This window comes from Rhizobium sp. MHM7A (genome assembly GCF_005862215.1).
In the GTDB taxonomy this organism is placed as follows: domain Bacteria; phylum Pseudomonadota; class Alphaproteobacteria; order Rhizobiales; family Rhizobiaceae; genus Rhizobium; species Rhizobium bangladeshense.
The window spans coordinates 144095-161937 of the sequence record NZ_VCHT01000009.1 but is presented as its reverse complement, the minus strand read 5'-3'; the positions used below and the strand labels follow the sequence as shown (position 1 = coordinate 161937).

Genomic DNA, 17843 nt, shown 5'->3' with positions numbered 1-17843 from the left:
CGGTGAAATCCTGGATGCGAAAGGAACCGGCCGTTCAAATGGCCGGATTGTGCTGATGGAAGAGCCGGCCCTTCTCGGCGATCAGCACGAAGATAAGGCCGATGATCGAGACGATGAAATAACCGGCGACCATCGGCAGTGCAGTGCCGTCGAAAGCCTGGCCGATGCCGGCGCCGATAAGGGCGCCGCCGACCGTGCTCATGAAGCCGAGAACGGAGGAGGCGGTGCCGGCGACGTGTCCCAGCGGCTCCATGGCAAGCGAATTGAAGTTCGAGCCGATCCAGCCGAACTGGAACATGGCAAGCCCGAAGAAGGAGATGAACAGCGCAAACGGCATCGGCTCTGAACTTGCCATCTGGACGGCCAGCCAGATGGTATTGATGGCGATGAAGCCGAGGAGCGAGGCGTGTGACAGGCGGCGCATGCCGAGCTTGCCGACAAAACGGGAATTGAAGAAGGACGACAGCGACATGAAGATCGCCACGCCGGCGAAGGCGACTGGGAAATAGACGCCGAGGCCGTAGATGCCGACATAGATTTGCTGGGCGGAATTGATGAACCCGAACAGCGCGCCGAAGATGAAGGTGCTGGCGATGGTGTAACAGAGCGCCACGCGATTGGTCAGCACCAGCTTGAAGGCACCGAAGATCGAGCGGGCGGTGAAGGGCCTGACATTGGCGGGATGCAGGGTTTCCGGCAGGCGCAGATAGGCCCAGACGGCGATCGCAGTCGCCATCGTGGCGATGAAGAGGAAGATCAGGTGCCAGTTGCCGAAGAACATCACCACCTGGCCGGCGCCCGGCGCAATCACCGGTACGATCATGAAGACCATCATGATCAGCGACATGACCTCAGCCATCTGCCGGCCACCATAGATATCGCGAACGATGGAGATGGTGATGACGCGGGTGGCGGCCGAGCCGACGCCCTGGACGAAGCGCAGCACAAGCAAGCCGGCGAAGGAGGGAACGAAAACGATTCCGATGGCGGACACGATATAGACGACGAGGCCGATCAGCAGCGGCGTGCGGCGGCCGAAACGGTCGGAGAGCGGTCCGTAGAAAAGCTGGGCGCTGCCGAAGCCGAGCAGATAGGAGGAGACGACGAACTGCCGGTGGTTCTCACTCTCGACGCCGAGGCTCGCGCCGATCTGCTGCAGGGCCGGGAGCATGATGTCGATGGCAAGCGAGTTGATGGCCATCAGGAAGGCGGCAAGCACGATGAACTCACGCTTGCCCATGGGCAGGCGGCCCGCGGACACGGCTTGTGATGAATCTGTCACAATGAAATTCCCATAAACAGGCCAAGGCGCTGCTCACCACAGCGCCTCGGACTCGAGAAATAGATTTGGAAACCGGGCGAACGTCCGGTGACCGGTCAGGCGGCGCCGCGAACGGTGACGCCGTTTTCCTGGAGATGCTGTTGCAGTTCACCGGCCTGGAACATTTCCCGGACGATGTCGCAACCGCCGATGAACTCGCCCTTTATGTAAAGCTGCGGGATAGTCGGCCAGTTGGAATAGTCCTTGATGCCCTGGCGGATTTCCGAATCGGCGAGCACATTAATGCCCTTATAGTCGACGCCGATGTAATCGAGAATCTGCACGACCTGGCCGGAGAACCCGCACTGCGGAAACTGCGGCGTGCCCTTCATGAAGAGGACGACGTCATTGCTCTTGATTTCGTTGTCGATGAATTCGTGAATGCCGCTCATGGGATCTGATCCTTTCAACAGGCGAGTTAAAGGCCCGCCGTTTCAATCGTTTTCCTTAGATAGCATGCGACAGCAGGAATTCCAGCCGCTCAAACCAAAAAAAGACCAATGCGGTCAGACCACTTCGGGATTGTTGCTGCCGCGTTACGGTCGCAGGTTTTGCCGTTTCCCTCAGACGCGACGCTGGCGGCTGCGGCCGGCGGCGGTGCGGCGCTTGCTGACCTGCTTGCGGGCCGGCTTGCGCTTGGGTGTGACCACCTTCCGAGGAGCAGTCGTCGTCGCGGCGGGGCGCGCCTTGCGCCGCCTGCGTTTCGTGGTGGCGCGGCCGATGGTTTTCTTCAGAATTTCCTTCAGCACACTGTCGACGACGCCTGAAATCAATTCTTTGACAAGATCCGCCACAAAACCCCTCCATGCGCTGCGAAAACAACGTGGCTGCTATTGAATTCCAGAAGAGTTCGGTTAGCAAGGCGGCTTCGAAACCCATGCCTGCTTTTTCGCCGATGTCAGCGACCAGCAGCCGGATCGCAGCAACAGGCCGGCCTTTGGCTGGGCGGAACAGCGCAATGAAACTGATCAAGAAGCGGGTCGTCCTGCATTTCCCAGGCTTCGAGCCGCTCGACGGCCTTGCCCATAGGGCGCGATACGAACGCTCTGCCAGACAGAGTGCTGCCGTCTGGGGCTACTCGATCGAAACCGGCCCGCCGGAGGCGGGAGACGACCCCATCAGCTTCGAGGTCACGACGGGCAGCTGGGAAGCGCGCGAAACGGCGCCTGCGGCGGAGACCAGTTCCGCCGGCTGGCGGACTAAGAGCCGGATCCACATGGTTGATCATGACGTGCTCGTGCGCCGGCTGAGTTGCCGCAATACGCTGGGCCGGATCATTGCAGGCTTTCGAAGCTGCGCCCAAATCATGCTGGAAGGTGGCATGCGGAGGTATTTCAGGCATGCATGGCGTTTCGGTCTGTTCTTCCTCTTTCCGTTCCTGCTGACGGCGTTGGCAATCATGCTGACGACTGAGATTGCTATCCTGCCCTATAGTGTCGGCTTCTCCGCTTGGCACGTGCTCTGGAGCGGGCCACTGGCGCTCTGCTTCTTCATTTTCGCATTCCTGCCGTTTTCCGAACGTTTTCATACGCTGCATCTCTTTGCCGATTGGGAGATGGCGGTGGCGCTCGGCCGTATGGATCGAGCCGACATCAACGAATGGCTGGAAGAGCGGGCGACTGCTGTGCGCAAGGCGTTCGCCGAGGAAGCTGACGAGTACGTAATTTCATCGCACAGCATGGGTTCGAGCGTCGCCGCCCATATCATCGGCATACTGCTTGAAAGGGAGCCGGAGATTTTCAAGGGCAGGCGCGTTGTGTTTGCCACACTCGGCAGCGCCATTCTGCAATGCGCCCTGCTGTCATCGGCAACGCTGCTTCGCGCCCGCGTCGGCCTGATCGCCCGCTGTCCGGAGATCTCCTGGCTCGACGTGCAATGCCTGACGGATTCGATCAATTTCTACAAGGTGCCGGTCGTTGCCGTCTCGGGCCATGCAGACGCGCCTGCAGCGAAGATCCTTCTGATCCGCGTCAAGCAGATGCTAACGGGCGCGCACTACCGGAAGATCCGCAAGGACCAACTGCGGGTCCACCGGCAATATGTGCTTGGCCCCGATCTCAAGGCACCCTTCGATTTCACGCTGATGACGTCGGGACCGATGCCGGCTTCGGTCTTTGCCTATCCGGAGCACGACAAGCTGCCGGCTTGAGAGCCGGGTTCCGTCGGCGTTGGCTGGTCAAGATGTTGCCGTTCTGATCCCGCCAAGGTCAGCTCGCGCCCCACAGCCGAGGACGTTTCTTTACGGCGCTCGAAAATGGGGCGAGTGCGGCATCGAGAAGCCTTCAGCTCGTGCGCAGTTTTGACTAGTTAAAATACTCGCCGTGATCATCTTGATTATTGTAGATATTGCGGAGTTTGGCTCGCTGGGCGAGCGCGGGATCAAGCGCGACACATTTCCGCACGCCGCCGTCACGGGAGATTCTCTTCGCCGCCGCCGGCCGCCTCACGGTCTCCCGCAGCAGTTCCGTTCAGACGGCGTACGAAATCCGCAAAGAATGCCGACGCATGAATGGATCTTCGGTGCACGGCGATCGTCTGGGGAATTTCGGAGAACGCTCCCTCCACTAGTCGGAAGCCGGAAATTCGCTCCGAAGTGTGAGCGAGGAATTCGGTCAATCCAGCAGCGGCGTCGCATTGCGACCCGGCAAGGAGATCGATGGCAGCTGCCGGGCTGTCAGTATAGGAGATGGTGGCTTTTTCAAGGATACGTTCGAGCTGCTTCGTATAGGCGGCACTTCTTGCGGAGGCGATCTGCACGCTCTCGATGTCGAGGTCTCCGACCGTCCGGAAAGCCGAAGCCTCGGCCACCAAATAGGTCGCTTTGACGGACATATAGGGGGGTGAAAAGGAGAACCGGTCGACTCTCGATGGATCCGAAGCAATGAAAGCAATGTCCCACTCGCCGCGATCCGCAGCGGCGAGGATATCGGCGGCGGAGCCGTACTGGATCAGCGACAGGCCGCAATCCAGTTGCCCGGCAATTTTGTGACTGATCCGAGCGCTTGGACCGACCAAGGCGCCCGCCTGATCGTCCCACCGCACCAACGCTGCATTCGACATATTGACGGCGGCCCGGATTACGCCCGCCGGTGCTATCTCGGACAGAATTTTCTTCCGCGTCGACATCGGCGCGAACTCCCTAAGATGAAAACCGAGCTGCGAGCGCCTCCGATCCTCTCGCAAGGAGGGCGACGTCAACGCCAACGGCGGTGAACAACGTCCCGAGCGAAATGCAGCGGGCTGCGAACGTCTCGTCCGGCGTGAGGATGCCTGCGGGCTTTCCAAGACTTTTCAGGCGTGCGATGGCGTCTTCGATCGCCGCGATCACGTCGGGATGCCCCGGTTGGCCGGGATGACCGAAGCTAGCCGCCAGATCGGCGGGGCCGATGAAGACGCCGTCAACGCCTTCGACCCCTGCGATGGCCTCCAGTCGACCGAGCGCCTCACGGGTCTCAATCTGCAGAAGCAGGCAGATCTCCTGTTCAGCAATCCGTGCGTAGTTCGGAACGCGCCCGAAGCGGGTGGCGCGCGTCAGGGCGGAGACCCCGCGAACGCCCTGCGGCGGATACCGGATGGCGGCGACCGCTGCCTTCGCTTCCTCTTCGTTCTGCACATAGGGAACGAGGAGCGTCTGGACGCCGATGTCCAAAAAGCGCTTGATCAGGACGGGATCGTTGAAGGCCGGGCGTACGACGGGGGAAACGTCATAAGGCGCGACCGCCTGCAATTGCGGCAGGACGGTGAGGACGTCGCCTGGAGAGTGCTCGGTATCGAACAGCACCCAGTCGAAGCCCGACGGCGCGACGATTTCTGCGGCGTAGCTTCCGGGAAGGCCGCACCAGAGACCGATCTGGCTTTGACCGGCTCTCAGTTTCCGCTTGAAGTGATTGACGGGGAGTTCCATCGGCGCCTCACACGAACGAGACGCCGATGGAGCCGACGGAGCCATAGTCGGCTTGAATGACGTCGCCCTTGGCGATGTCCACCGGGCGAGTAAACGAGCCGGCAAGCACGATCTGGCCCTTCTTCAAGCCGCCTCCGACGGCGTGGAGCTTGTTCACGAGCCAGGCGATCCCCGCGGCCGGATGTCCCATGATGGCTGCGGAAACACCCGATTCCTCGATGATGCCGTTTTTCGAAAGCGTCGCGCCGACCCAGCGGATGTCGATATCCATCGGCCGGATGATACGACCACCCACGACCATCGCTCCGAAAGCGGCGTTGTCGGCGATCGTGTCGGTGATCGCTCTGGGTACCTCGGTTCGGTAGTCGATGATCTCAAGCGCCGGAACGACAAATTCAGTCGCGCGCATGACGTCGTAGATCCGAGTGCCCGGACCCTCGAGATCCTCACCCATCACGAAGGCAAGTTCGACTTCGAGGCGAGGCTTGATAAAGAGATCCGCCCTGATCTGCGCCCCATCATTATAGAGTGCATCGTCGAGAATGACGCCGTAGTCGGGTTCCGTCATTTTCGAGGCCATCTGCATCGCCCGCGATGTCAGTCCGATCTTATGACCCGCGATCCGCGCACCCTTTGCAATCCGCGCCTGCGCCCAGAGCGCTTGGATCTTGTATGCGTCTTCAAGTTCCAAATTCGGATATGTCCGGCTCGGCTGGACGATGGGCCTGCGTTCGGTTTCTGCCTTCAGCAGCGCGTCGGCGGCCGCCTGGCGTTCCTTGTCCGTAATCATGATTTTGCTCTGCTGGTTTCGTTACTTGATCGGAGGGCGCGGCAGGATGGCCTCGCCCGGCTCCATGACGTAGGTGTAGTCGAGCGAGAACCACGGGCCAGTAACGTCCGTGTCGGATGGGTGCGGCTCGTCATGACGGACAAAGTCGCCTGTCAAAGCCGCGGTTACGCCGAACTGCACATCGGAATCAATGTTCGGATCGCTCGGGTCGAAGACCTGGGAGATCAGGGTTTTGTATCCCTCTTTGAAGATCAGCGCGTGCAGATGAGCAGGTCGGTAGGGGTGGCGGCGTTGCGCTTGCAGAAGCCGACCTACGACTCCGTCGACAGGGATGGGATAGCCCACCATCTTGACCGTTCTGAACCAGAAGCGACCCTTGTCGTCCGTAGTGAACTTGCCGCGCAGGTTCATTTCCGCCTGGTCCGGGTCCTGGTTCTCGTAAAGGCCGACAGGAGAGGCATGCCATACGTCTATTTCGGCGCCTGCGATGGGTTTGCCTCCGCGATCAACCACCTTCGCATGGACGAACAAGGGCGTTCCGGGCGTTTCCGAGCGGATGATGGTTCCGCCGTTTTCGACGCGCGGAGAGTTGAGGCGCCAGAATGGCCCGAGCAGCGACTGCGAAGTCTCGGTCTGTCCACTGTCGCCGTTGTTGAGCAGGCAGACGAGCGACGATACCCCAAGTGATCCGGCCATGAGCACGAACTCGTTGTGGCTGTCAGTCTGCAGCTGGCCAATTTCGTTGAGGATGGCCGTCGCTTCGCGAAACTCGACTTCCGACAGCCTGACTTCCCGCACGAATGCGTGAAGATGCTTCACCATTGCAACGAGTATTTCCCGGAGCCGTGGATCTTCGGTGCGGTTCATCACGGCGAGAACGGCGGGCGTCAACTCGCTTTCGGTTCTGATTGCCATAAGGCTACCTCCCAATGAGGTTCGACTATCAGAATAATCGATTATTTGTCAACCGGGCGACGAGCGATGAATGCTACTGGCGGAAGAGGAGGCGTGGTCGATTTTGATTAAATGGTTGAAATATAACGCTATATACGTCTTTACCGGGCGTAGGCGCAGCCGTTTGGTGGTTTGTGACGCATTCAAGTTGACATCAATAATCGTTTATCATATCGATAATCGAAACTTTGGCAGTTGCTTTGGGAGGAAGGATGGACTCGGCCGACGACAGCTTTCTCGGGCCGTTGACAGAAGACGGGCCGTCAGCCGGCTTCCTCGACGATGGCAAGAACACCATCGGCAGCCAGCTCGCATCGCGCCTTCGGGAGGCGATCATCTCCGGTGATCTGGAAGCGGGCAGCAAGATCAATCTCGACAAGGCGCGGAAGACTTTCAATGTCAGTCTGAGCCCGTTGCGGGAGGGCCTGGCCAGGCTCATTTCAGACGGCCTGGTCGAGTTTCAGGACAACAGAGGCTATCGCGTCGCGCCGATCTCGCTGGCTAATCTCGAAGAGGTCACTAGCCTGCGTGAGGAACTCGAGGTTTTCGCGCTGCGTGAATCCATGCGTCTTGGCGACGTCGAATGGGAGGGCAACATCATGCGTGCGCTTCATCGTCTAAATCGCACGGAGCGCGACGCCGCTCGTCCCGAAACGCTGGAGCACTGGGAAACGCTTCACCGCGAATTCCATCTCACCCTGATCTCCGGCTGCGGCAAACCTCTTCTGCTTCACTTCTGCAGTCTTCTGCTCAATCTCAACGACCGATATCGCCGTGTCTTCCTGATCCGTACGTCGGGGGATCGCAACGTCGGGCAGGAGCACAGCGAGATTGCCCAAGGCGCGGTCGCGCGTGATGTCGAGTATGCCTGCGAAAAGCTCCGCCAGCACATCCATCGCACCGGCACCAATCTTCGCAACCATCTCGCGACGAAGGGGATCGCGTGATGGCCGCCGTAACATCGACATCGGCGCCTCTGATTGGCGTTGCGCATTTCTCATCGATATCGCTGCCTCCCGTGGAATTTGCGAAGGCCGCCGCCCGCGCAGGGTTCTCCAGGATCGGGCTCAGGCTGAATCCGGCGTTCCCTGGTGCGCCTTACTACGAGCTCGGTGGTTCGGCTGCGGGCGAGCTGAAATCGGTGCTTGCCGGCGAAGGTGTCGAGGTTTTCGACATCGAGTTCTTCGTAATCGATCCCTCGTTCGACGCGTCGTCGGTGGAGGCCACCGTCGCCGCGGCTGCGCACATCGGAGCACGCCGGCTGAGTGTCTGCGGAGACGATCCAGATCACGCCAGATTGGTATCAAACTTTTCGGAATTCTGCGGCCTCGCGGGCCGTTACGGCTTAGCTGTCGACATCGAGAACATGGGTTGGCGGGTGATTAAGACCTTCCAGGACAGCGTCGGCCTTGTGAAGGCGAGTGGTGCCCGCAATGCCGGCGTCCTCGTCGACGGAGTACATTTCTTCAGGAATGGCGGCACGCTCGCCTCGCTGAAAACCGAGATTGGCTGGGTGAAGCACGTTCAGTTGTGCGATGTCGCTGGACCGGCGCCGGTGACACCAGAGGAGATGATCGCTGAAGCTCGAGGCGGGCGTTTCGCGCCGGGAGAGGGCGAATTGCCGTTGAAGGAAGTCGTCGCAGCGGTCGATAGCTCCGCGGCGATCTCGGTGGAAGTCCCACTCGCAGGGTCCGCCCCGCCTGAGACGCATTTAAAACATCTGTACGACAAGGCAGAAGGATTATTCGGGCCGGATCGCTGATCCGGCGCCGGCGAGGCGTGAGCCGCGTCGGAGGGAGGAAGTCAACACATGGGTTATACGTTCGATTTTGGTGCGGTCTTCGACCGCGCCCCGGAATTGTTTTGGGGTTCGCTTGGGACGCTCGGTCTCGCGGTCACCGGAATGATCCTTGCGCTCGCGATCGGTATTCTCGGCGTCGCTGCAAGAACGTCCAAGAACAAGCTCGTCCGAGCTCCGGTGATTGCCTTCGTCGAGATTGTTCGAAACACACCGTTCCTGGTGCAGATTTTCTTCATCTACTTCGCGCTTCCGCTCATGGGAATCCGTCTGAACCCTACCGCTACCGCCATTATCGCGCTGGGGATCAATGGGGGCGCCTATGCGATTGAGATCATTCGAGGCGGTGTGGAAAGCGTGAGCAAGGGGCAGGTCGAGGCAGGCTTTGCATTGGGCTTGCATAAGACCGATGTGTTCCGGCTGATTGTTCTAAAGCCAGCTCTCCGGGCGATCTATCCGTCCCTGACCAGCCAGTTCGTGATGTTGACCTTGACGACTTCGGTCTGCACTTCGATCGCCGCCTACGAGCTGACCTCGGCGGCGCAGCGGATCGAATCCGACACTTTCCGAAGCTTCGAGGTCTATTTCAGCGTGACCGCAATCTACCTGGTCATCTCGAGCCTGATGATGGGCATCTTCGCCCTTATCTCCCGTTCCTACTTCAACTACCCGACCCGATAGGAGGCGTTCATGGGTCCCATCGGTGAAAACGAGCTGTTCTTCCTCTTGCAGGGTCTGAAATGGACTGTGCTGCTGGCCATCATCGGCTTCGTCGGCGGAGGCGTATTTGGAGTTCTGATCGCTCTGGTGCGCACGTCGAAGAACCGCTTCGCACGTTTCTTATCGTCGGGCTACATCGCGCTCTTCCAGGGCACGCCGCTCCTGATGCAGCTCTTCGTCGTCTACTACGGCGTCGCGCTAATGGGCGTCGACGTCAATGCATGGATCGCTGTGGCCATCGCGTTCACCCTCCATGCAAGCGCCTTCCTGGGGGAGATCTGGCGCGGCTCGATCGAAGCCGTTCCGAAGGGCCAGACCGAAGCCGCGAACGCACTCGGGCTGCATTACATCTCCCGAATGAAGGACGTTGTCCTGCCGCAGGCGCTGAAGATTTCGATGCCTGCGACCATCGGATTTCTCGTTCAGCTCATCAAGGGCACATCGCTCGCAGCAATCGTCGGCTTTATCGAGCTGACCCGTGCCGGACAGATCATTTCGAACCAGACCTACCGCCCACTGCTCGTCTTTGGGATCGTCGGAATGGTCTACTTCATCATTTGTTGGCCTCTCTCCCACATCGGGAGCGGCCTCGAAAAACGGATGGCAAAAGCTGCCCGCTAACCTTGCTTCACCCGAAGCAATGACCACAGAGGAGGAGAATGGAATGTATAGCAATCGCAGACAATTTCTTGGAATGGCCCTGGCTACGGCCGCCTTCGCCACTGTAAGCGCCGCTGCGGCTTCCGCGGCGACCGTCGAGGAGATCAAGGCCAAGGGCACCATCGTCGTCGGCATTCAGGGTGACAACGCGCCATGGGGCTTCGTCAACACGAGCGGCAAGCAGGACGGATTCGACGCCGATGTCGCGACACTGTTCGCTAGGGAACTCGGAGTCAAGGTCCAGTTCCAGCCGCTCGCCGTCGCCAACCGCATTCCGGCCTTGACCACCGGCAAGGTCGATATCTTGTTCGCCACGATGGCAATGACGGAAGAGCGCGCCAAATCGATCCAGTACAGCAAGCCATACGCGGCGAACACGATCTCGCTTTATGCGGCAAAGGCCGACACCGCAAAGACTCCTGCCGATGTTGCCGGGTGGGAAATCGGCGTGCCGAAGTCCAGCTCGCAGGACAAGGCCGTTACCGACGCCGTGGGATCTACGGCGACCGTCCGCCGCTTCGACGACGACGCTTCAACCATTCAGGCGCTGGTCTCCGGACAGGTCAAGGCCATCGGAGGCAACATGTTCTACGGACAGCGGCTCGATGCAGCCAGCGCGGGTACCTACGAGCGCAAGATCGACTTCCTGACGACTTACAATGGCGTCGGAACGCGACTGGGCGAGAAGGACTGGAACGAGGCCGTCAATGCCTTCCTCGACAAGATCAAGGGTAACGGCGAACTTGCAGCCATCACCAAGAAGTGGATGAACATCGACCTGCCGACGTTCCCGGAATCCATCCCCAACATCCCGTTCACCGTCAAGTAAAGCAGACATGGAGGGCGACGTGCTCAGTTCCGCTAACAACCAGTCGACATTGATATCGCTTGAAAAGGTGGAGAAGTGGTACGGCTCCTTCCATGCGCTGAAAAACATCAGCCTGTCGGTTCGCAAAGGCGAGAAGATCGTCCTTTGCGGGCCTTCGGGTTCCGGCAAGTCGACGTTGATCCGCTGCATCAACGCCCTCGAGCTGATCCAGGAGGGCAGGATCGTCGTCGAGGGGCAGTTGCTCGACGGCACAAGCAAGGCGGTTGATGCCATTCGTCGCGAAGTCGGGATGGTGTTCCAGAACTTCAATTTGTTCCCCCACATGACCGTTTTGCAGAACTGCGCGCTGGCGCCCATGAGGGTCCGCGGAACCAGTCGGGCCGACGCCGAGAGGTTGGCGAGGAAATATCTCGCACGGGTTCGGATCCTTGATCAGGCGGAGAAGTATCCCGCGCAGCTCAGCGGAGGACAGCAGCAGCGTGTCGCCATTGCCCGGGCTCTTTGCATGGAACCCAAGGCGATGCTCTTCGACGAACCGACATCGGCGCTCGATCCGGAAATGGTCAAGGAAGTGCTCGACACGATGATCGGTCTCGCACGCGACGGCATGACCATGATCTGCGTGACCCATGAAATGGGCTTCGCCCGTCAGGTTGCAGACAGAGTCATCTTCATGGCTTCCGGCGAGATCATCGAGGAGGCCGAGCCCGAGGTCTTCTTCAAGTCTCCGATGCATGAGCGCACCAAGGCTTTCCTCGGCGAGATCCTCGCACATCACTGAGCCGATTGGGTTGGTTATCGAAATGAATAACAACAGATTCCTCGTCGGTCTCATCGGGGCCGACATCCAGATGTCGAAGTCGCCCGCACTGCACGAAACCGAGGCGCGGCACCTGGAGCTGGATTACCATTACGAGCTCGTCGATTTCGCTGAGCGCAGTTTACCCGCTTCTGCGCTGCCTGAATTGCTCGTAGAACTCGAAGACCGCGGCTTCGCAGGAAGCAACATCACGCACCCGTGCAAGCAGACGGTCATCGCTCATCTCAGCAGCCTGTCCGAGGACGCCGAGATGCTCGGAGCGGTCAACACGGTCGTGCTTCGGGACGGAAAGCGGATCGGGCACAATACGGACTGGTATGGCTTCTACAAAAATTTCGAGCGGGGTATGCCCGGAGTCGCCAAAACTCATGCCGTCCTGCTCGGCGCAGGCGGCGCAGGGGTCGCCGTCGCGCACGCTGCCATCAAGCTCGGTATCGGGATGCTCTCGATCTTCGACCAGGACACAAATCGCGCCACCGCGCTTGCCGATCAGCTCAACCGACGCTTTTCAAGAACCTGCGCGCAACCCGTCGGGGAAGTCGGTGCGGCGCTCGCTTCGACCGACGGGCTGATTCATGCTACCCCGACGGGCATGCGAAGTCATCCGGGTCTCCCGATTGAACCGGAATGGCTTCATTCACGTCACTGGGTTGCCGATATCGTCTACATGCCGCTCGTGACCGAACTTCTGGCGCTGGCAGAGAAGAAGGGGTGCAGGACCTTGCTCGGCGGCGGCATGACCGTGTTCCAGGCCGCGGCCGCCTTCGAACTGTTCACGGGTGTAAAACCAGACGCGGAACGCATGTCGCGTCACTTCGAAGAATTATGCCGAGCTACAGCCTGACTGGGAGGACATGCCTTGCCGCACATCATCATCGACTATAGCCGAGGTGCTGGCGAACGGGTGGCGATCGATGAATTGACCAGAGCGGTCCACCACCGAGTGCGCGACGGAGGCTTGGTGAAGCCCACTGCCGTGCGCACCTTCGCCAGGGAGGCGAACTTCTCCTGCGTCGGCGACGAGCATCCGGACAACCACTTCATCCAGATCATCGTGCGCATGGCTCCTGGCCGGCCGGCGGAGACCAAGCGGGAGTTGTTGAAGGCGGTCCTCGACGCCGCGCGCGATGTCGCGGCCTCCGCGCTGCAGGCGGGTCGGCTGGGGCTGCGGGCCGATCTTTACGAATCCGATCCGGATTTCGCATTCCAGGAAATAGCGTTCGCCTGAGCCTGGCAACGCCCTCACAAGGACAATTACAATGAGCCTGATCTACGTTCTCAACGGCCCAAACCTCAACTTGCTCGGCAAGCGTCAGCCTCATATCTATGGTCACGAGACACTGGCCGACGTCGAGGCAGACTGCCGGAAACTGGCCTCGGAACTCGGCCACGAGATCCGTTTCCACCAGAGCAACCGTGAATATGAAATCATCGACTGGATCCACGAAGCGCGCGAAGATGGAGCCGGCATCGTCATCAATCCGGCCGCATTCACGCACACGTCGCTTGCAATCCTCGACGCCTTGAACACGTTCGAAGGTCCCGTCATCGAGATCCATATCTCGAACGTGCATAAGCGCGAAAGCTTCCGTCATCATTCTTTCGTTTCTCACCGTGCCGACGGCGTCATCGCCGGTCTTGGTACGGAAGGCTATCAGCTCGGAATCCGCCGCGTCGCGACCATGCTCAAGGCGCCGAAGAAGGACTGACAATGGCTCCCCCAGTCAAACTGGCGGTCCTCGGCGCGGGGCTTATCGGAAGGCGTCACATCAAACACGTGTTGGACGAACCGACGGCGGAGCTTGTCGCTGTCGTGGATCCGACCCCGGTGGGAGAGGCGATCGCAAGCGAGGTCGGCGCCAAATGGTTTTCGAGCTTCGATGAAATGGTCGCCGCCGCGCGCCCTGACGGCGTCATCATCGCGACGCCCAACCAGATTCATGTCAGAAACGGTTTCGAGGCTATAGAGGCTGGCATCCCGGCATTGATCGAGAAGCCAATCGCCGACGATATTGCCGCCGGCGAAGAGCTCGTCGCGGCGGCGGAGGCCAAAGGCATTCCGTTGCTGACCGGTCATCACCGACGCCACAATCCGATGATGCAAAAGGCTAAGCAGATCATCGAAAGCGGCAAGCTCGGACGGATACTGGTCGTGAATGCGATGTTCTGGCTGTTCAAGCCGGACGAATACTTCGACATTTCCTGGCGGCGCGAACGCGGCGCGGGACCAGTCTTTCTCAATCTGATCCACGATATCGACAACCTTCGCTACTTATTCGGGGATATCACGGCGGTCCAGGCATGCGAGTCCAACGCAGTTCGCGGAAACCCCGTTGAGGAAACCGCGGTGATCCTCATCGAGTTCAAGAGTGGAATTCTCGGCTCTGCTTCCGTTTCGGATTCCGTCGTCGCACCCTGGAGTTGGGAGATGACGACTGGCGAAAACCCCGCTTATCCTAAAACTGGGGAGGCCTGCTACATGATCGGCGGCACCCACGGGTCGCTGTCGGTGCCGTCACTCAACATCTGGAGCAATCCCGGCAACAGGGGCTGGACGGAACCGTTCGAATGTCATCGCGCCAAAATCAGGAACGAGGATCCGCTCGTCCTGCAGATACGCCAGTTTTGCAGGGTCATCAGAGGCGCGGAAGCACCTCTGGTCAGCGGACGTGAGGGACTGGAAACCTTGAAGGTTATCGACGCCGTGAAGCGATCCGCCGCAGTGGGCCAGCGTATCTGCCTGATCTAAATGGTTGCGTGCCAGCTCAAGGCGGGTCGCGACTCGCGATGTCAATCCGGCGCGGAGGTCTGCAGGGCGAGCGCGTGCAATACGCCGCCCATATTGCCCTTCAGCGCCTCGTAGACCATCTGGTGCTGCTGCACGCGGCTCTTGCCGCGGAAGGCTTCGGCGACGACTTCGGCGGCGTAGTGATCGCCGTCGCCCGCCAGATCGCGGATCGTCACCTTGGCACCGGGAATCCCAGCCTTGATCATGTCTTCGATATCGCCGGGTTTCATGGCCATGATCGTTACTCCTTGCGCATTATTCCGCGGCAAGTTCGCCGCGGCCTTCCATGAAATCAGGGAACCACGATTCATGGGCATCGCGCAATTGCTGAATCGGCAGTGAAATAAGATCGCCGACATCAAGTGCATCTCCGCCAACCGTGCCGAGGCGACGGAAGGGAACGCCGGCACCTTCCGCATTGACGCAGACGAAATCCGCCACATCGGCCGGCACCGTCAGCACGTAGCGCGCCTGGTCTTCGCCGAAGAGCAGCGCATGCGGCAAGCCTTTGCCTTCGCCGAGATCGATCTTCAGGCCCTTGTTCGAGGCCATGGCCATTTCGGCTAGAGCGACGGCAAGGCCGCCCGAGGAAATGTCGTGGCAAGCGGTCGCCTGACCGTTGCGGATCACGGAGCGGACGAAATCGCCGTTGCGACGCTCGGCGAAGAGATCTACTTCCGGCGCCGGACCCTCGCGGCTGGAGAGAACGTCTCTCACATAGACGGACTGGCCGAGGTGGCTGCCGTCGAGGCCGATCATGATCACCTTGTCCCCGTCATTGGCGCTGCCGATGCGGACCATCTTGCGCCAGTCCGGCAGCAGGCCGACGCCTGCAATCGTCGGGGTCGGTAGGATGGCGACGCCGTTGGTCTCATTGTAGAGTGAGACGTTGCCGGAGACGATCGGAAAGTCGAGCGCGCGGCATGCTTCGCCGATGCCCTTCACCGCCTGAACGAACTGGCCCATGATCTCCGGCTTTTCGGGGTTGCCGAAGTTGAGATTGTCGGTGGCGGCAAGCGGTTCCGCGCCTGTCGCGGTGATGTTGCGCCAGCATTCGGCGACCGCCTGCTTGCCGCCCTCGAAGGGATCGGCCTCGACATAACGCGGCGTCACATCGGAGGAAAAGGCAAGCGCCTTGCTTTTATGGCCATCAACGCGCACGACACCGGCGTCGCCGCCGGGAAGTTGCAGGGAATTGCCCTGGATCAGCGTGTCATACTGTTCGTAGACCCAGCGGCGGCTCGACTGGTTGGCCGAGCCGACGAGTTGAAGCAACGCCTGGCCGTAATCTTTGGGGGCGGCGACAAGATTGGCGGGCAGGGGCGCAGGCTTGCCGGATTCACGCCAGGGGCGGTCATATTCCGGCGCCTGGTCGCCGAGATCCTTGATCGGCAGGTTGGCGACTTCTTCGCCCTGATGCATGACACGGAAGCGCAGATCATCGGTCGTTCTGCCAACAATGGCGAAGTCGAGGCCCCATTTGACGAAGATCGCCTTGGCCTGCTCTTCTTTTTCCGGCTGCAGCACCATGAGCATGCGCTCCTGGCTTTCCGACAGCATCATCTCATAGGCGGTCATTCGCTCTTCACGGACCGGCACCTTGTCGAGTTCCAGCAGAATGCCGAGATCGCCCTTGGCGCCCATTTCGACGGCCGAGCAGGTAAGGCCTGCCGCACCCATGTCCTGAATCGCGATGACGGCGCCGGTCTGCATCAGTTCGAGGCAGGCTTCGAGCAGGCATTTTTCGGTGAAGGGGTCCCCGACTTGAACGGTCGGTCGCTTTTCTTCGATCGATTCGTCGAACTCGGCCGATGCCATGGTTGCGCCGCCGACGCCATCGCGGCCGGTCTTGGCGCCGAGATAGACGACCGGAAGACCGACGCCCTTGGCTTCGGACAGGAAGATGGCGTTGGATTTGGCGATGCCGGCGGCAAAGGCATTGACCAGAATATTGCCGTTGTAGCGCGCATCGAACTCGACTTCGCCGCCGACCGTCGGCACGCCGAAGGAATTGCCGTAACCGCCAACGCCGGAAACGACGCCGGAGACCAGGTGGCGGGTCTTTGGATGATCCGGCTCACCAAAGCGCAGCGCGTTCATCGCGGCGATCGGGCGCGCGCCCATGGTGAAGACGTCGCGAAGGATACCGCCGACGCCGGTTGCGGCACCCTGATACGGTTCGATGTATGATGGGTGATTGTGGCTCTCCATCTTGAAAACCACGCAATCGCCGTCATCGATATCGACGACTCCGGCATTCTCGCCCGGCCCCTGGATGACGCGCGGCCCCTTGGTCGGCAGCGTGCGCAGCCATTTCTTCGATGATTTGTAGGAGCAGTGCTCGTTCCACATGGCCGAGAAGATGCCGAGCTCGGTGAAGGTCGGCTCGCGGCCGATCAGATCCAGAATGCGCTGGTACTCGTCCGGCTTCAGGCCGTGGCTTGCAATGAGTTCCGGCGTGATCGGAATGGTGTTTGAAATGGTCATGAGCGGAAAGTCCCTGGCGCGTTTTGGGCTGTCTTTAGCCTATGTAGCGGCGACGCGCGACAGAAAAAACCCGCCGTCAACAAAGGGCGGGCGGGCTTTTTTCCCAAAGGCGGCAATCGTTCAGAACTTGTAGCCGATCTGGATGCCTGCGCGTGTCATGCCGTCGTTCGGGCCGTCACAGAGATTGGCATGCGAAGAGTGGGCGATCTGGGCCATCACGTTCCAATGAGTAGTGAAACGGTAGCCGCCGCCTACATATTCGTGGAACAGAACGCGACAGCCTAATTCCGGTCCGTCATCATTGTCGTCCAGCTCGCCGGTATGGACGACGCCGCCGAATCCGGCTTCTGCAAAAAGCTTCTCGTTGAAATCGACGGTCCAGGTGAAGCCGGTGAAGAATTGGGTGGCTTCACCCGAGGTGCCGATCGAGGTGCCCAGATGGACACGGGGACGCAACAACTGTTGCTGCCAGCCAACGGCCTCCTCGTAGCCGAAAGGATCGAAGAGAGCGGTTATCTCCGGGAAGACGCCGTCTTCTCCGGAACGGCCCGATTGTACCGAGGCAGAGACCCCGAAACGCAGTTCATCAAATATCTGCTCGCCAGCATTTGCCGAACCTGCCATCGAGGTGCCCGCTAAGGCCGCCACTGATGCTAGCCCCAGGCAACGCAACGCGATCCTTCCGAACTCGACCCTCATCTGCTGTCCTTTGATTCGCACAAAGCGGGAATAACAAAGAGGTAACACGGGGGGTGGTGCGGTAAAGCGTTCT

The 17843-nt window shown here is 60.1% G+C and carries 21 protein-coding genes; 11 read left to right on the top strand and 10 right to left on the bottom strand.

Translation table 11 applies throughout. The features are described from left to right. Window positions 1–34 precede the first annotated feature (34 nt). The 3 genes from FFR93_RS26085 to FFR93_RS26075 form a co-directional block, all read right to left on the bottom strand. Window positions 35–1240: a multidrug effflux MFS transporter gene (locus tag FFR93_RS26085; protein ID WP_064705120.1), complete on the bottom strand. Its 1206-nt coding sequence runs from the start codon at window positions 1238–1240 to the stop codon at window positions 35–37. A gap of 137 nt (window positions 1241–1377) precedes the next feature. After that, entirely contained in the window at window positions 1378–1713 is a 336-nt protein-coding gene (gene grxD / locus FFR93_RS26080; RefSeq protein WP_011425564.1) for a Grx4 family monothiol glutaredoxin, read from the bottom strand. A gap of 171 nt (window positions 1714–1884) precedes the next feature. After that, window positions 1885–2115 carry a hypothetical protein gene (locus FFR93_RS26075; protein WP_064705119.1) on the bottom strand — a complete coding sequence of 77 codons (231 nt, stop codon included), beginning with the start codon at window positions 2113–2115 and terminating at the stop codon, window positions 1885–1887. A gap of 164 nt (window positions 2116–2279) precedes the next feature. Between FFR93_RS26075 and FFR93_RS26070 the strand changes: the two genes are divergently transcribed. Further along, window positions 2280–3470 (top strand): hypothetical protein, encoded by a 1191-nt coding sequence (locus FFR93_RS26070; RefSeq protein WP_138395289.1) that lies wholly within the window; start codon window positions 2280–2282, stop codon window positions 3468–3470. 260 nt (window positions 3471–3730) lie between these two features. Here the strand turns inward: FFR93_RS26070 and FFR93_RS26065 are convergent, their stop codons facing one another. From FFR93_RS26065 to FFR93_RS26050, 4 genes are read right to left on the bottom strand one after another with little or no spacing between them, the layout of a single operon-like run. Further along, entirely contained in the window at window positions 3731–4447 is a 717-nt protein-coding gene (locus FFR93_RS26065) for a transporter substrate-binding domain-containing protein (protein WP_138395288.1), read from the bottom strand. A 13-nt stretch (window positions 4448–4460) separates the two neighbouring features. Continuing rightward, the gene (hpaI, locus tag FFR93_RS26060) at window positions 4461–5225 is read right to left on the bottom strand and encodes a 4-hydroxy-2-oxoheptanedioate aldolase (protein ID WP_064705116.1); all 765 of its coding nucleotides are present in this window, start codon (window positions 5223–5225) and stop codon (window positions 4461–4463) included. A 7-nt stretch (window positions 5226–5232) separates the two neighbouring features. Continuing rightward, on the bottom strand, window positions 5233–6015 hold the full coding sequence (hpaH, locus tag FFR93_RS26055) for a 2-oxo-hept-4-ene-1,7-dioate hydratase (RefSeq protein ID WP_138395287.1): 783 nt from the start codon (window positions 6013–6015) through the stop codon (window positions 5233–5235). A gap of 21 nt (window positions 6016–6036) precedes the next feature. Next, the gene (locus tag FFR93_RS26050) at window positions 6037–6930 is read right to left on the bottom strand and encodes an intradiol ring-cleavage dioxygenase (RefSeq protein WP_138395286.1); all 894 of its coding nucleotides are present in this window, start codon (window positions 6928–6930) and stop codon (window positions 6037–6039) included. Window positions 6931–7181: 251 nt separating this feature from the next. On the opposite strand from FFR93_RS26050, the gene FFR93_RS26045 reads away from it, so the two are divergent. Genes FFR93_RS26045 through FFR93_RS26000 form a run of 10 tightly spaced genes read left to right on the top strand, consistent with a single transcriptional unit; the run spans window position 7182 to window position 14545 of the window. Then, window positions 7182–7916 (top strand): GntR family transcriptional regulator, encoded by a 735-nt coding sequence (locus FFR93_RS26045; RefSeq protein WP_138395285.1) that lies wholly within the window; start codon window positions 7182–7184, stop codon window positions 7914–7916. Beyond that, window positions 7916–8731: a sugar phosphate isomerase/epimerase gene (locus tag FFR93_RS26040; RefSeq protein WP_138395284.1), complete on the top strand. Its 816-nt coding sequence runs from the start codon at window positions 7916–7918 to the stop codon at window positions 8729–8731. The genes FFR93_RS26045 and FFR93_RS26040 overlap by 1 nt, the downstream gene beginning before the upstream one ends. 48 nt (window positions 8732–8779) lie before the next feature. Continuing rightward, window positions 8780–9448, top strand: a complete 669-nt coding sequence (locus FFR93_RS26035; protein ID WP_064705111.1) for an amino acid ABC transporter permease — start codon at window positions 8780–8782, stop codon at window positions 9446–9448. Window positions 9449–9457: 9 nt separating this feature from the next. Continuing rightward, on the top strand, window positions 9458–10108 hold the full coding sequence (locus tag FFR93_RS26030) for an amino acid ABC transporter permease (RefSeq protein WP_138395283.1): 651 nt from the start codon (window positions 9458–9460) through the stop codon (window positions 10106–10108). Window positions 10109–10151: 43 nt separating this feature from the next. Further along, window positions 10152–10976, top strand: a complete 825-nt coding sequence (locus FFR93_RS26025; protein WP_082930497.1) for a transporter substrate-binding domain-containing protein — start codon at window positions 10152–10154, stop codon at window positions 10974–10976. A gap of 7 nt (window positions 10977–10983) precedes the next feature. Then, entirely contained in the window at window positions 10984–11757 is a 774-nt protein-coding gene (locus FFR93_RS26020; protein WP_171049260.1) for an amino acid ABC transporter ATP-binding protein, read from the top strand. Window positions 11758–11779: 22 nt separating this feature from the next. Further along, entirely contained in the window at window positions 11780–12640 is an 861-nt protein-coding gene (locus tag FFR93_RS26015) for a shikimate dehydrogenase (protein ID WP_171049259.1), read from the top strand. Between the two features lie 15 nt (window positions 12641–12655). Beyond that, the gene (locus tag FFR93_RS26010; protein WP_138395281.1) at window positions 12656–13024 is read left to right on the top strand and encodes a 5-carboxymethyl-2-hydroxymuconate Delta-isomerase; all 369 of its coding nucleotides are present in this window, start codon (window positions 12656–12658) and stop codon (window positions 13022–13024) included. A gap of 31 nt (window positions 13025–13055) precedes the next feature. Next, window positions 13056–13505 (top strand): type II 3-dehydroquinate dehydratase, encoded by a 450-nt coding sequence (gene aroQ, locus FFR93_RS26005; protein WP_064712615.1) that lies wholly within the window; start codon window positions 13056–13058, stop codon window positions 13503–13505. Between the two features lie 2 nt (window positions 13506–13507). Continuing rightward, window positions 13508–14545, top strand: a complete 1038-nt coding sequence (locus tag FFR93_RS26000) for a Gfo/Idh/MocA family oxidoreductase (protein ID WP_138395280.1) — start codon at window positions 13508–13510, stop codon at window positions 14543–14545. Window positions 14546–14586: 41 nt separating this feature from the next. On the opposite strand, the gene FFR93_RS25995 is transcribed toward FFR93_RS26000, so the two are convergent. The 3 genes from FFR93_RS25995 to FFR93_RS25985 all read right to left on the bottom strand — a co-directional run bounded on the left by FFR93_RS25995 (window position 14587) and on the right by FFR93_RS25985 (window position 17770). Then, window positions 14587–14820, bottom strand: coding sequence for a BolA family transcriptional regulator (locus FFR93_RS25995; RefSeq protein ID WP_004676237.1), 234 nt, complete (start codon window positions 14818–14820; stop codon window positions 14587–14589). Window positions 14821–14839: 19 nt separating this feature from the next. Continuing rightward, window positions 14840–17071, bottom strand: coding sequence for a phosphoribosylformylglycinamidine synthase subunit PurL (gene purL / locus FFR93_RS25990; RefSeq protein WP_138395279.1), 2232 nt, complete (start codon window positions 17069–17071; stop codon window positions 14840–14842). Window positions 17072–17191: 120 nt separating this feature from the next. Then, window positions 17192–17770 carry an acyloxyacyl hydrolase gene (locus FFR93_RS25985; protein WP_138395278.1) on the bottom strand — a complete coding sequence of 193 codons (579 nt, stop codon included), beginning with the start codon at window positions 17768–17770 and terminating at the stop codon, window positions 17192–17194. Between the last annotated feature and the right edge of the window lie 73 nt (window positions 17771–17843).

Bases quoted from the DNA above. Each gene is read 5' to 3' on its own strand.
- FFR93_RS26085 (WP_064705120.1), bottom strand. From the start codon at position 1,240: ATGGGCAAGCGTGAGTTCATCGTGCTTGCCGCCTTCCTGATGGCCATC.
- grxD (WP_011425564.1), bottom strand. From the start codon at position 1,713: ATGAGCGGCATTCACGAATTCATCGACAACGAAATCAAGAGCAATGAC.
- FFR93_RS26070 (WP_138395289.1), top strand. From the start codon at position 2,280: ATGAAACTGATCAAGAAGCGGGTCGTCCTGCATTTCCCAGGCTTCGAG.
- FFR93_RS26065 (WP_138395288.1), bottom strand. From the start codon at position 4,447: ATGTCGACGCGGAAGAAAATTCTGTCCGAGATAGCACCGGCGGGCGTA.
- hpaI (WP_064705116.1), bottom strand. From the start codon at position 5,225: ATGGAACTCCCCGTCAATCACTTCAAGCGGAAACTGAGAGCCGGTCAA.
- hpaH (WP_138395287.1), bottom strand. From the start codon at position 6,015: ATGATTACGGACAAGGAACGCCAGGCGGCCGCCGACGCGCTGCTGAAG.
- FFR93_RS26050 (WP_138395286.1), bottom strand. From the start codon at position 6,930: ATGGCAATCAGAACCGAAAGCGAGTTGACGCCCGCCGTTCTCGCCGTG.
- FFR93_RS26045 (WP_138395285.1), top strand. From the start codon at position 7,182: ATGGACTCGGCCGACGACAGCTTTCTCGGGCCGTTGACAGAAGACGGG.
- FFR93_RS26040 (WP_138395284.1), top strand. From the start codon at position 7,916: ATGGCCGCCGTAACATCGACATCGGCGCCTCTGATTGGCGTTGCGCAT.
- FFR93_RS26035 (WP_064705111.1), top strand. From the start codon at position 8,780: ATGGGTTATACGTTCGATTTTGGTGCGGTCTTCGACCGCGCCCCGGAA.
- FFR93_RS26030 (WP_138395283.1), top strand. From the start codon at position 9,458: ATGGGTCCCATCGGTGAAAACGAGCTGTTCTTCCTCTTGCAGGGTCTG.
- FFR93_RS26025 (WP_082930497.1), top strand. From the start codon at position 10,152: ATGTATAGCAATCGCAGACAATTTCTTGGAATGGCCCTGGCTACGGCC.
- FFR93_RS26020 (WP_171049260.1), top strand. From the start codon at position 10,984: ATGGAGGGCGACGTGCTCAGTTCCGCTAACAACCAGTCGACATTGATA.
- FFR93_RS26015 (WP_171049259.1), top strand. From the start codon at position 11,780: ATGAATAACAACAGATTCCTCGTCGGTCTCATCGGGGCCGACATCCAG.
- aroQ (WP_064712615.1), top strand. From the start codon at position 13,056: ATGAGCCTGATCTACGTTCTCAACGGCCCAAACCTCAACTTGCTCGGC.
- FFR93_RS26000 (WP_138395280.1), top strand. From the start codon at position 13,508: ATGGCTCCCCCAGTCAAACTGGCGGTCCTCGGCGCGGGGCTTATCGGA.
- FFR93_RS25995 (WP_004676237.1), bottom strand. From the start codon at position 14,820: ATGGCCATGAAACCCGGCGATATCGAAGACATGATCAAGGCTGGGATT.
- purL (WP_138395279.1), bottom strand. From the start codon at position 17,071: ATGACCATTTCAAACACCATTCCGATCACGCCGGAACTCATTGCAAGC.
- FFR93_RS25985 (WP_138395278.1), bottom strand. From the start codon at position 17,770: ATGAGGGTCGAGTTCGGAAGGATCGCGTTGCGTTGCCTGGGGCTAGCA.